Origin of the sequence: Leisingera sp. (genome assembly GCF_034669605.1) — a bacterium.
In the GTDB taxonomy this organism is placed as follows: domain Bacteria; phylum Pseudomonadota; class Alphaproteobacteria; order Rhodobacterales; family Rhodobacteraceae; genus Leisingera.
The window spans coordinates 1-13,005 of the sequence record NZ_JAXMOX010000131.1 but is presented as its reverse complement, the minus strand read 5'-3'; the positions used below and the strand labels follow the sequence as shown (position 1 = coordinate 13,005).

General features: G+C 64.9%; 8 protein-coding genes. 1 reads left to right on the top strand and 7 read right to left on the bottom strand.

What is annotated here, in order from left to right:
• The 7 genes from uvrA to VOI29_RS15885 form a co-directional block, all read right to left on the bottom strand.
• Window positions 1-2,277: excinuclease ABC subunit UvrA (uvrA, locus tag VOI29_RS15915; RefSeq protein ID WP_323780677.1), on the bottom strand; the 2,277-nt coding region annotated here is incomplete at its 3' end.
• A gap of 279 nt (window positions 2,278-2,556) precedes the next feature.
• The gene (locus VOI29_RS15910) at window positions 2,557-3,726 is read right to left on the bottom strand and encodes an MFS transporter (protein ID WP_323780674.1); all 1,170 of its coding nucleotides are present in this window, start codon (window positions 3,724-3,726) and stop codon (window positions 2,557-2,559) included.
• 149 nt (window positions 3,727-3,875) lie between these two features.
• The gene (lpdA, locus tag VOI29_RS15905) at window positions 3,876-5,270 is read right to left on the bottom strand and encodes a dihydrolipoyl dehydrogenase (protein ID WP_323780671.1); all 1,395 of its coding nucleotides are present in this window, start codon (window positions 5,268-5,270) and stop codon (window positions 3,876-3,878) included.
• Between the two features lie 278 nt (window positions 5,271-5,548).
• A complete protein-coding gene (locus tag VOI29_RS15900) occupies window positions 5,549-6,127 on the bottom strand; it encodes a DUF924 family protein (protein ID WP_323780668.1) in 579 nt (192 codons plus the stop codon).
• A 138-nt stretch (window positions 6,128-6,265) separates the two neighbouring features.
• Window positions 6,266-7,540 carry an MFS transporter gene (locus VOI29_RS15895; RefSeq protein ID WP_323780665.1) on the bottom strand — a complete coding sequence of 425 codons (1,275 nt, stop codon included), beginning with the start codon at window positions 7,538-7,540 and terminating at the stop codon, window positions 6,266-6,268.
• Window positions 7,541-7,706: 166 nt separating this feature from the next.
• The gene (queA, locus tag VOI29_RS15890) at window positions 7,707-8,792 is read right to left on the bottom strand and encodes a tRNA preQ1(34) S-adenosylmethionine ribosyltransferase-isomerase QueA (RefSeq protein WP_323780662.1); all 1,086 of its coding nucleotides are present in this window, start codon (window positions 8,790-8,792) and stop codon (window positions 7,707-7,709) included.
• A 61-nt stretch (window positions 8,793-8,853) separates the two neighbouring features.
• Window positions 8,854-12,372: a DUF3971 domain-containing protein gene (locus VOI29_RS15885; protein ID WP_323780659.1), complete on the bottom strand. Its 3,519-nt coding sequence runs from the start codon at window positions 12,370-12,372 to the stop codon at window positions 8,854-8,856.
• A gap of 50 nt (window positions 12,373-12,422) precedes the next feature.
• Here VOI29_RS15885 and VOI29_RS15880 point away from each other — a divergent pair, with 50 nt between their 5' ends.
• Window positions 12,423-12,884, top strand: coding sequence for a peroxiredoxin (locus tag VOI29_RS15880; RefSeq protein WP_323780657.1), 462 nt, complete (start codon window positions 12,423-12,425; stop codon window positions 12,882-12,884).
• Window positions 12,885-13,005 lie beyond the last annotated feature (121 nt).

Genomic DNA, 13,005 nt, shown 5'->3' with positions numbered 1-13,005 from the left:
GAAATGCATCTCGATCTTGATGACGCCATCGCCCTGGCAGGCCTCGCAGCGGCCGCCCTTGACGTTGAACGAGAACCGCCCCGGCTTGTACCCCCGCGTCTTCGCCTCCGGCAGCCCCGCGAACCAGTCGCGGATCGGGGTGAAGGCGCCGGTATAGGTCGCCGGATTCGACCGCGGCGTGCGCCCGATCGGGCGCTGGTCGATGTCGATCACCTTGTCCAGATGCTCCAGCCCCTTGATGCTTTCGCAGGGTGCCGGGGTCTGCCGCGCGCCGTTCAGGCGCATCGAGGCGGTCTTGAACAGGGTTTCGATGGTCAGCGTCGACTTGCCGCCGCCGGACACGCCTGTCACGCAGACAAACTTGCCCAGCGGGAACTCCGCCGTCACTTCTTTCAGGTTGTTGCCGGTGGCCTTCACCACCTTGATCTTCTTCTTGTTGCCCTTGCGCCGCTTGGGTGGCACCGCAATCGCGCGGGTGCCTGACAAATACTGCCCGGTGATCGAGCCGGCATCGGCGGCAATCGCCTGCGGCGTGCCGTGGCTGACCACCTCGCCGCCATGCACCCCGGCACCGGGGCCAATGTCGAACACGTAATCCGCCTGCCGGATCATGTCCTCGTCATGCTCCACCACGATCACCGTATTGCCCTGGTCGCGCAGGTTCTTCAGGGTGCCGATCAGCCGGTCGTTGTCGCGCTGGTGCAACCCGATAGAGGGCTCGTCCAGCACATACAATACCCCGGTCAGGCCCGAGCCGATCTGCGACGCCAGCCGGATCCGCTGGCTCTCGCCGCCGGACAGGGTGCCGGAATTGCGGCTCAGGGTCAGATACTCCAGCCCCACGTTGTTCAGAAATCCCAGCCGTTCGCGGATCTCCTTGACGATGGCCCGCGCGATCTCCTGCTTCTGCGGGCTCAGGTGGTTCGGAACATCCTCGATCCAGGCCAGCGCCTCGCGGATCGACAGCTGCACCACCTGGCCGACATGCACGCCCGCGATCTTCACTGCCAGCGCCTCGTCGCGCAGCCGGTAGCCCACGCAATGGTGGCAGTGCCGGTTGTTCTGGTAGCGCTCGAATTCCTCGCGGATCCAGTTCGAATCCGTCTCGCGGTAGCGCCGCTCCATATTCGGGATCACGCCCTCAAAGGTGCGCTCCACCTGATACACCCGCCCGCCCTCATCATAGCGGAACATGATCTCTTCCTCGCCGGAGCCATAGAGGAACACTTGCTGCACCTTCTCGGGCAGATCTTTCCAGACTGTGTTCTTGTCGAACTGGTAGTGTTTGGCGATGGCCTCGATGGTCTGCAGGAAATACGGCGATTTGCCCTTGCGCCAGGGCGCCAGCGCGCCGTCATAAACCTTCAGGCTCTGATCCGGCACCACCAGCCGCTCGTCAAAGAACAGCTCCACCCCCAAACCGTCGCATTCCGGGCAGGCCCCGAACGGCGCGTTGAAGGAAAACAGCCGCGGCTCGATCTCCGGGATGGTGAAGCCGCTGACCGGACAGGCAAAGTTTTCGGAAAAAGTAATCCGCTCCGGATCGCCCTCCCGCGGCGCGGTTTCCAGAATCGCGATGCCATCGGCCAGATCCAGCGCCGTGCGCAAGGAATCCGCCAGCCGGGTCTCCATGCCCTCGCGCACCACCAGCCGGTCGACAACAACGTCGATGTCATGGCGGAATTTCTTGTCCAGCACGGGCGGCTCATCAAGCTCATAGAACGCCCCGTCCACCTTCACCCGCTGAAAGCCCTGCTTGCGCAGTTCCAGGAATTCCTTCTTGTACTCGCCCTTGCGGTCGCGGACGATCGGCGCCAGCAGATAGCCGCGGGTGCCCTCCTCCATCTCCATGATCCGGTCGACCATGTCCTGCACCTGCTGCGCCTCAATCGGCTTGCCGGTGGCGGGGGAATAGGGCGTGCCTGCCCGGGCGAACAGCAGCCGCATATAGTCATAGATCTCGGTCACCGTGCCGACGGTGGAGCGCGGGTTTTTCGAAGTGGTCTTCTGCTCAATCGAGATGGCCGGGGACAGACCGCTGATATGGTCCACATCCGGCTTTTCCATCATGTCCAGGAATTGCCGGGCATAGGCGCTGAGAGATTCCACATAGCGGCGCTGGCCTTCGGCATAGATGGTGTCAAACGCCAGTGACGACTTGCCCGAGCCGGAAAGGCCGGTGATCACCACCAGCTCATCACGCGGAATATCGACGTCGATGTTCTTCAGGTTATGCTCGCGCGCGCCGCGCACTTCGATCGATTTCAGCTCAGCCATAATGCCCCCGTACCCGCGCCCGCCAAACCAGCAGCAAACGCCCGCCCTACAGATAGGGAATGCACCGGGAAACGCCAAGCCCTTAAAGAGAACATAGCGCGAACGGGATAAACTTTGCTGACAGCAGCTGGCAGCAGGCGGCACCGGACCCGGATCAAACCGGAAGACTGGCGTTGGCCGGACCGGATTCCGCAAGGACTCCGGCGCGCCGCTTGCGGCGCCATGCCCAACGGGAGACGGTGCCCGCAACGGGGACCGGTGACCGGCGGGAGCGCCGCCTCATGCCATCGCCCGCCGCCGCGCTGACAGCAGACCATGCACCGCAGCACCGCTCAGGAACAGCACCAGCAGAACAGCCATCATGCCGCCAAAGCCGCCGCCGGACAGGGCCAGCACCATCAGCGGGGTTCCGATTGTGTTGCCCAGATTGCCCATCTGCGCCATCGCGCCGCTGGATTGCGCCCGCGCCGCGGCACTTTCGTTCAGCTGCGGCACCGCGGCAAAAGATCCGCCCTGCACCAGCCCCATGCCCCCCGCCATGGCAATGCAGGCGGCCGGCGTGCCGGGCATTGCCCACAGCCACAGGGCGGCGGCGGCGCAGGCCAGGAACCCCAGCTGCGCCAGCCGCACCGCCGGCAGAAACCGCAGCAGATACACCCCCAGCGTCATCGACACCGCAATGCTGGCCAGCGGCATTGCCCCCAGCACAACGGCGCGGATGTCCGCGGCGATATAAGGCGGGATCACCGTCAGCACCGCCACAAAACAGCAGGTGTAAAACAGCCAGCCCGCGGCCGGCGCCGAAATCCAAGGCGAGCGGTAGACCGGCAGATGCAGCGCCGGCAATTGCCGCAACCGCGGCAGCGGCGCCCTGTGCGGAACCGGCACATCGCGCAAGGCAAAGCCCAGCAGCAGCGCCAGCCCCGCCATGACCGCCGCATGGGCGCCAAACAGCGCCGGCAGCCCCCAGGCACGGGCCAGCGGCAGGCCGATCCAGGCCAGCAGGGTAAAGGCCACGGCAAAGAAGGTGCTCCACAGGGTCATGGCCAGCCCCCGCCTCCGGTCCGAACTCAGCTGCGCTATCAGCACCGGCCCGGCCACCACGATGCCCAGATGCGACAGCCCCTCGGCCACGCGGGACGCCAGAAACAGGCCGAACGGCATATGCAGCGCCTGCAGGGCAGATACCGCTGCCCCCGTCCACAGCGCCCAGACCAGCGTGCGGCGGTAGCCAAAGGCGGCCGCATACAGCCCCGCAACCGCCCCCAGCAAAATACCCAGCGTCCCGACCAGAGACACCGAAAAGCTGAGCGCGTTGCCCGCCTGCGGATACAGCTCGCCCATCCGGCCGAAAATCACCGAGATCTTGCCGTATTGCGCGGCAGCCCCCAGCCCCGCGCCCCAGACCGCCAGGATCAGCCCCCAGCGGGTGCTTCCGGATGCCGTCATGGCAGCTGCCCCTGTTGTTTCCCTTGTGCCGTATCTGGTTACCCCGGACCACGCCCGCAGGCCAGAGCCCGGCGGTCCAAGAAACCGGCCGCCCAAGAAAAAGGCGGCCCGTCACAGGCCGCCTGTCAAACTTCCGCTGCGCGGGCAGCTTACATATGAATCACCCGGTCATAGGCATCCAGCACCGATTCATGCATCATCTCGGACAGCGTCGGATGCGGGAACACGGTGTTCATCAGGTCTTCCTCGGTGGTCTCCAGCTGGCGGCCCACCACATAGCCCTGGATCAGCTCGGTCACCTCGGCGCCCACCATATGGGCGCCCAGCAGCTCGCCGGTCTTGGCGTCAAAGATGGTTTTCACCATGCCCTCGGCCTCTCCCAGCGCAATCGCCTTGCCATTGCCGATAAAGGGGAAGCGGCCGACCTTGATGTCGTAGCCCAGCTCCTTGGCCTTGGCCTCGGTATAGCCGACGCTTGCGACTTGCGGCTGGCAATAGGTGCAGCCGGCAATGCTCTCGGGTTTCACCGGATGCGCGTGTTTGCCCGCGATCAGCTCGGCCACCATCACGCCTTCGTGCGACGCCTTATGCGCCAGCCAGGGCGCGCCGGCGATGTCGCCGATGGCAAAAAGCCCATCAACCCCGGTGCGGCAGTATTCATCGGTCACCACATGGGTGCGGTCAACCTTAACGCCCAGTTCCTCCAGCCCCAGCCCCTCGACATTGCCGACGATGCCCACGGCCGAGATCACGGTGTCGAAGTCGTGCTTCTCGACCTTGCCGCCCACTTCGATATGGGCCGTGACCTTGCCCTTGCCGCGGTCCAGCTGCTTGACCATGGCTTTTTCCATGATCTTCATGCCCTGTTTGACAAAGGCCTTCTTGGCAAAGGCCGAGATCTCCGCGTCTTCCACCGGCAGCACCCGGTCCATCACCTCGACCACTGTGGTGTCGGCGCCCAGCGTGTTGTAAAAGCTGGCAAATTCAATGCCGATCGCACCAGATCCGATGACCAGCAGCTTTTTCGGCATCCGGACGGGCTGCAGCGCGTGTTTGTAGGTCCAGACCAGATCTCCATCCGCCTCCAGCCCCGGCAGTTCGCGCGCCCGCGCGCCGGTGGCCAGCACGATGTGCTTGCCTGCCAGCTCCTGCGTGCCCTTATCGGTTTTCACCGACACCTTGCCCTTGGCCGGGATCGACGCCTCGCCCATGACCACGGCAATCTTGTTTTTCTTCATCAGATGGCCAATGCCCGAAGACAGCTGCTTGGCCACCCCGCGCGAGCGTTTCACCACCGCGTCCAGGTCATAGCCGATGTTCTCGGCCTTCAGGCCGAAATCCTTGGCCCGCTCCATCAGATGGAACACCTCGGAAGAGCGCAGCAGCGCCTTGGTCGGGATACAGCCCCAGTTCAGGCAAATGCCGCCCATGTGTTCGCGTTCGACAATACAGGTCTTCAGCCCCAGCTGTGCTGCACGGATGGCGGCAACATAGCCTCCCGGTCCGGCGCCGATTACGATCACGTCATAGGTTTCTGCGGCCATGGTTGTTCCTCGCCAAACTGGATCAAAAACTAGTTTACCATTAAACTAATTATTTTCGCACTGCAATCATCCTTTGCTGCGGCGAAGCGGCTTTGCAAAAACAGCGCCCCGCCGCCGGATCAGGCTATGCCGCAGGCACAGATCCCGCCAGTATATTTTTTCCTTTTCCGGGAAACCGCAGCGGCCCGGCAGAAGCCGGCGGTGTGCAATAGAAAACGCCGCCCCCTTGCAGGGCGCGGCGTTTTCAATCGGATCGGTTCAGGTCTGCCGAGGAGGGCTCAGCCGGCCGCTTGCACCCGCCGCACGGTCTCGCCGTAGCCGCCCGCCATCACGTAATCCAGCTCCGGCGCGGTGCTGGCGCGGCGCAGCGCCTCGTTGCGGTAGGGGGAGCGGCCGAACTGGCGGATCACCTCGCGGTGGGCGCGGGCGTGCAGCAGGTTGCTGGTGCCGGTCCTGGGCATCCGCTCCAGCATCAGCCGGATGCAGCGCTCCTGGTCGCAAAGGTTCTCGGAATGCATCAGCGGCAGATAGAAGAACTGCCGTGCCGGCTCGTCGATCTTCTTGTCCCAATTCTTGTTGATCGCCACCTTGGCCGCCGACAGCGCCGCCCGGTCGCTGGCGAATGCCTTGCCTTCGCCGCGGAACATATTGCGGGGAAACTGGTCCATCAGGAGGATATAGGCCAGGGTGCCGCTGGGGTAGGTCAGCCAGAAGGAGAATCTGCCTTCGCAGGCCTCCTCCCAGGTCTTTTGAAACTTCGTGCGGATCTCCTGATCCAGCGCGTCATCCTGCAGATACCATCCTTTTTCCCCAACCTTGTCGAGCCAGAACGCAAGTATCTCTTCGGGACCAGTCATCGGTCGTAACTCCAAGTTTTTCCTGACCCTAACTTCAGGCCATTTTACATACCCTTTACAAGTAACCTTGGGTCACAAATTGCGACAGGCAAGCCCTCTGTGTGAAATAATCCTCACTATTCCGGCTGGTTAGCGCAATCAATTCTCCTCGGCGGCGGTTTCCTGCTCTTCCAGCTCGGTCTCGATGGCATATTCCTGGGCAAACTCGACCGCCACAGGCGTCGAGCTCGGGTACATCGGCGCAAAGCTCCCGGTCTCGTCAACCGGCGTCGCAGCGCGCTGCGTCATGCGGTAGGCCGCATAGACCGCCATCAGGAACATCAGCGCCGCAATCAGCACGAAAAAGCCAGCCGGGCCGAACACCGCGTCGCTCATCAGCCAGCCGGTGATCATCGGGCCGGCAATGGCGCCCAGCCCGTTGATGAACACCAGCCCGCCTGATGCCGCTGCCATGTCCTCATGCTCGAGGTAGTCGTTGGTATAGGCGATCAGCAGCGAATAAAGCGGGTTGGACAGCCCGCCGATGATAAAGGCGGAAACCAGCAGCATCTTGAAATCGGTGCCGTAGATAAAGCCCACGACAGCACCGCAGCCGCCCGCGGCAGCCACCATCAGGATCAGCAGCCGCCGGTCCATCCGGTCCGAGATCCAGCCCAGCGGATACTGCAGGATGGTGGCGCCGATATAGAAGGTTGCGATGAACAGCGACAGGTTGCCCAGGCTCAGGCCCGCAGCTGCGCCGTAGACCGAGCTCATCCCGAACTGGGCGGAAAACACGCCGCCCAGAATGAACATGCCGACACAGCCCAACGGCGAAATCCGCATGATCTCGCGCAGGGTCATGGGTTTGGTCGTATCAAACGCCGGGGTCGGCGAAATCGACAGCAGAATCGGCGCAAAGGAGATTGAAACCAGGATCGAGGCGATGATGAACGCCTCGTAACCGGCAGGATCGCCGACCTGAATCAGCCCCTGCGCAGCGATGATGCCGACCATCTGCACGATCATGTAAAGCGACAGCGCCTTGCCGCGGTTGGAGTTGTCGGCGGAATTGTTCAGCCAGCTTTCCGCGGTCACATACACACCGGAAAAGCAAAAGCCGATGATCACCCGGCCCAGGCCCCAGGCAATGGTGCTGGGCAGCACCGGATACAGGATCATAACGGCCGAAATGAATGAGGCCAGCGCCGCAAACACCCGCACATGGCCGACCCGGCGGATCATCTCCGGCGCCAGCCGCGAGCCGCCCAGGAAGCCGACGAAATAGGCCGCCATCACGATCGACATCTCGAAGGTGGAAAACCCTTCCAGCTCACCGCGCACCCCCAGCATGGTGCCCTGCAGCCCGTTGCCGACCATCAGCAGCATCATACCCAAGAGCAGCGCCCATGCGCTCGACAGCACCTGCAGCATTTCATGCCTCCTTTGAAAGCAAAGCAGCCCTCCACAAGGGACGGGCTGCCATCACATTTGAATGTTATGTCCGGGCGATCAAGGCTCGGTTGGCCGGTTTCGCTGATTCAGGTTTCAATTTCATGACCCGGATTGCACGGTCCGGGGCCATGGCTGCGGCGCTTGTCTACGACTTTTCGCCGCTTTTCTGAGGTGTATCCGCCTTCGCCGGGATCAAAAGCGACGCGTCGCCATAAGAAAAGAACCGGTAGCGGTTGCCGACGGCGTGGTCATAGATCCGGCGGATCTCCTCCTGCCCCATCAGCGCCGACACCAGCATCAAAAGTGTCGATTTCGGCAGGTGGAAATTGGTCATCAGCGCATCCGCCACCTGAAATCCGAACCCCGGATAGATGAAGATATCGGTATCGCCTTCCCAGGGGTGGATCTGGCCGTCCTTCGCCGCACTTTCGATCAGCCGCAGCGCGGTGGTGCCGACCGGGATCACCCGCCCGCCAGCGGCCTTGGTGGCAGCAATTTCCGCCGCCGCCTCATCGCTCACCCTGCCCCATTCGGCGTGCATCCGGTGGGTGGTCACATCCTCGACCTTGACCGGCAGGAAGGTGCCCGCGCCCACATGCAGGGTGACATAGGATACCTCCACCCCGCGCGCCTTCAGCGCCGTCAGCAGCGGTGCATCGAAATGCAGCGACGCGGTCGGGGCCGCCACCGCGCCGCTGTTGCGGGCCCAGACGGTCTGGTAATCGGTCTTGTCCTGCTCATCCGCCGCGCGTTTCGCCGCGATATAGGGCGGCAGCGGCATCGCGCCGGCCTCGGCCAGCGCCGCATCGAACCCGGTGCCGCTCAGATTGAAACGCAGATGCCCCTGGCCTTCGGAAACCGCCTCCAGCGTGGCCCTCAGATCAGCGGAGAACACAATCTCTTCCCCCGGCTTGATCTTTTTCAGCGGTTTCAGCAAAGCGGCCCAGGTGCCATCGGCGCGCGGCTCCAGCAGCGTCGCCTCGATCCTGGCCGCCACAGCGCCTTGCGCGCTGACCCGGTGGCGCAGCCCGCTCAGCCGCGCCGGGATCACCTTGGTGTCGTTCAGCACCAGCCGGTCGCCGGGGTTCAGCCAGCGCACCAGATCGGTCACCTGCCCGTCATGCAAATCCCCGCCGGCAGCCACCAGCAGCCGCGCTGCGCTGCGCGGATTGGCAGGCCGGGTGGCGATCAGATCGTCGGGCAGGTCAAAGTCGAAATCACTCAGTTTCATGTCGCGCGCTATAGGCTGTGCTGCAGGGGAAATCTACGGTGTTTTTTGCCGTTTGTCAGGGTCACTTGTCGGCGCCCCGCGGTGTCTGGATCTGCTTGCGCTCTTCTTTCGCGGCGTCTTCTTCAGCCGTGAAGGCGCGCTGCTGGCCTGGCACCTTCGGTGCCGGCCCGCGGAAAATCTCGCGCAGGAACCCTGGCGCCAGCCCCGCCAGCGGGTTGACCGCGACCGCAGGATCATCCGCCGTGCCGCGCAGGGTGAAGGTGAAACCGATCAGCCCCTCGCCGTCGCGGGGCGACAGCACCCGCCCGATGGCGTTCAGCAGATACACCGGAGATATCACCCCGCGCATGTTCAGACGGCGGCTGTTCAGATCATAATTGCCATCCAGCGACAGCCCCATCGACGGGCCCACCGCGCTGCTTTGATGCAGGATCAGATGCGAGGCGCCCAGCCGGAACCGCCCTTGCATGCTGGTGAACAGGATGCCCTGGCCGGTCATCTCATCCAGCAGCCCGACCAGGCTGATCGCATTCAGGATCGCCGCCATCGACGGCGCGTTCTGCACCCGGATATTGCGCACATTGACAGTGCCGTCATATTCGCCCGGCTTGCCGGCCGGGATCAGCGTCATGTCAAAACTGCCGCTGCGGCCATGCTCGAACATCCCGGCCGAGCGGAACACCCCGCCCGCGTCATTGGCCCGGATCCGGGCCGCCGTGCCGCCGTTCTGCGGCACCACAGTGCCCGCCACCGGGGTCTGGCCGTTCAGCCGGGCGGTGAATTCGCCGTTCATGCCGCCTTGTGTTGAAAACCGGCCCTGGAAATTCTGCAGCCCGATATTGTCGGTCACCTGCAGGTTCTGCAGCCGCAGGGTGATCGGGCCCGAAGCGCCGCTGCCGCCGTTGCTGCCGCCGCTGGCTGAGGTTGCCGAAAACGGCGAGCGGTTCAGATCCAGCCGGCCGCCGGTCACCTCGATCGCGGGCGGCGCGGCACCGCGTCCCCGGAACGTCACAGACCCGCGGAACCAGTCTCCCGCCCGGGCTGAGGAGAACACCGCCTGATCCAGCCCGCCGCCTTCGCGCGTGGCCACCTGGCCGGTGGCGGCGAGCCCCGGCGCCTGCAACTGCAGCTGCTCTACTGTGGCGGTCCCGCCCAGCAGCGCCGTCACCGACAGCTCGCCCTTTGCCGCCTCGCCCTTGCGCCAGCTGATCTGCGGGATCCGCAGGCCAAGCCCGGCCAGATCCGACTGCAGCTCCAGCCGCGGTGGCGCCCCCGGGGACAGATCCACCGAATACCGTCCCTGCCCCGTGCCAAAGACCGCCCCGGGCGGCAGGCCAAGGTTGAACGCCTCCACTGCCTGCGCCGACAGTTCGATGGTACCCTCCACCTGGCTGTCCGGCGGCGCGTCCTTGCCGATCCGCTGCTGCCAGGCGGCCGTCAGCGGCACCCCCGACAGGCTGCCCTTGCCGCTGATCCGGACCTGGCTCTGATTGCCCGTCACCTTCAGCTCCGCTGCTGCCGCCACATGGCCGGGAACCAGCGCGCGGCTCTCCACCGCGCGGATCCTGCCCTGATAGTGATACAGGATCTCGTCCACCGGCACCCGTTTTTGCAGCGGCAGCGCCAGCGTGCCCGTCGCCTCCACCTGCCCCTCGGCCAGATCCACCGGCAGGCTGGCCTTGTCCATCACCCGCAGCGGTTCCCGGTTCAGCAGCGACAGCGCCGCCGTCGCCGAGCCGCGCGCCATGATCCGGGCAATGCCGGGGGTGCCGTCCTTGGCCGACACATCCGGAATGATGAACGAGGTTCCGGCAACCTCCACCGCGCCGCCCTGGTCTGCCGTCACCGTGCCGCCAGAGGCCGTCACCACAAAGCGCTCCCCGTACAGGCTCAGCTGCCCCGCGGCCCTGCGCACCGGCGGCATGAACTTCTGAAACACCACCTCGGCGCCGTCAAAGGCCAGGTCCAGGCTGACAAAGGGCTTGCCGCTGCCGCGCCCGCGCATGTGGAACCCGGCATTGCGCACCGCTCCGTCCCGCAGGTTTTCCCGCACCCAAAGACGCGGATTCGGCGCCAGCGGTTCCGGCCACAGCTCCTTGACCCGCTGAACGGAAACCTGATCGACGCTGCCGTTCAGATCATAGTCCCAGCCCTCGGGGCCAACGCCGATATCGCCGTCGAAATGAATGCGGCTGTCCCCGTCGCGCACCAGCATCTCGCCCAGCCGCAGCCGGAACGGGTTGAGGCTCAGATCAAAATCCGCATCAACGCCGGGAAATTTGACGGGCGTTTCAAACAGCCGGCGCGGGTTCAGTTCCAGATCGGAAAACCGCAGCTGCCCCACCAGCCCGGTCAGCTGCCCGTTTTGCACCCCGGCCAGGCGCGCCTGCCCCTGCATCACCCCGGAGCCCCAGCCGCTCTGCACGCTCAGCTCCGAGAACTTCAGCAGCTGCTGCGCCGGGTAATAGGTGAAATAGCTGCGCGCGCCGGTGATCGGCACCGGCCGGGTCTGGGCGGCCGGCTGGATCGCGCCTTCGCCGATGCGCAGGCTGGCCTGCACCGGAGCAATCCCGCCGTCGCTGAACACCTCGCCGCGCAGCGACCCCGAAATCGGCGCCCGCAGCACCCCCAGCCAGCCAAGCGCCGGGCTTTGCAGGGCGATATCCTCGCTGGCGATGTCCGACACCAGTACCCCGAACTCCGCGCCCGGGCTACCGATCTCCGAGGTGTAATTCGCCTCCACCGTGCCGACATCGCCGCGCCCGCTCAGGACCGAAAACACCGCCGACAGGGACACCGTGCTGCCGGCGCGTTTCAATCCGATCCGGCCGCCGTCCAGCGTCCAGCCGCGGCCCAGCCGGTCGTCGGTGTAGGACAGCGTCAGGGCGCTGGTCTCGATGCCGGCAAGGGCGGCCAGCACCGGCTTTTGCAGCTGGCTCTCCCATTGCGCGATCAGCTCCGCCAGGGTGTCCGCCTGCCGCGACGGCAACCCGCCGCTGGCAAAACTGATCGCAAAAGAACCGTCCTTGTTGCGCCGCAGGGCCGCGAACAACCCGCTGAGCGAAATCCGCTTGGGTTGCAGCTTGCCGCGCAGCAGCGGCCGCATCGCCAGGCTGGCCTGGGCGTCGGCGAGCTGCGCAAACAGGCTGCCATCCGGGTGCCGCAGCACCACATCTTTCAGGCTCAGCCGCGGCCGCAAACCCTCGTTCACCACCACATGAATGGCGCCGAATTCGATCTGCAGCCCGTTCAGATGCCGCTCGATCCGGGTTTCCACCCGGCTCCGCACCCACTCCGGCGCATCCAGCCGGGTGCCGATCCCGAAATAGACCGCAGCGGCGGCCAGAAAACTCAGCAGCGCCAGCATCCAGATGCAACCGCGCAGCAGCCGCCAGCGGCGGCGCACAGGCCGCGCAGCAGCCGCCTGCCCCGGTTCCACACCTGGTTCCACGCCCGGCTCCGGCCCGCGCGCAGCCAGCACGTCAGGACCCGCCCCGGGCCCCGGCACCGGCACCGCCTTGGCGGCAGCGCTGTTATTGTCGCCGGCAGGTTTGATCTCAGCTTTCCCTTTGCTGCTCATGGGTTATGTTTGCCGCGCAGTGATTTGCGCAAATGACCGGAGACAGGCCAATGCTCGACGTATCAGATCCCGCCCCTTCCTTTACCCTGCCCCGCGGCGGCGGCGGTGAGGTCGCATTGACCAGCCTCCAGGGCGCGCCCGTGGTGCTGTTTTTCTATCCCCGCGATAATACCCCCGGCTGCACCAAAGAATCCATCGGCTTTTCCGAGGCATTGCAGGCCTTTGCCGATGCAGGCGCTCACGTTTTCGGGATTTCCAAGGACAGCCTGAAGAAGCATGAGAATTTCACCGCCAAACATGGCCTGACAACGCCGCTCCTGTCCGATGCCGGCAGCACTGTCTGCGAGGACTACGGCGTCTGGAAGGAGAAGACCATGTATGGCAAAAAACACTGGGGCATTGAACGCTCCACCTTTCTGATCGGTGCCGATGGCCGCATCGCCCGCATCTGGCGCAAGGTCAAGGTCGACGGTCACGTCGCCGAGGTGCTGGAGGCCGTCCGGGCGCTCTGATCCGGCACTCCCGCCCGCTCTGGCAGCTCTTTGGCAAGAGCTGCCGCCCCGGTTGGGCCCGGCGCCGCCCCGCCGGGGCGCCGCGCAGCGCGCGGATCGCGCGCTGCCATGCCCAACGCCG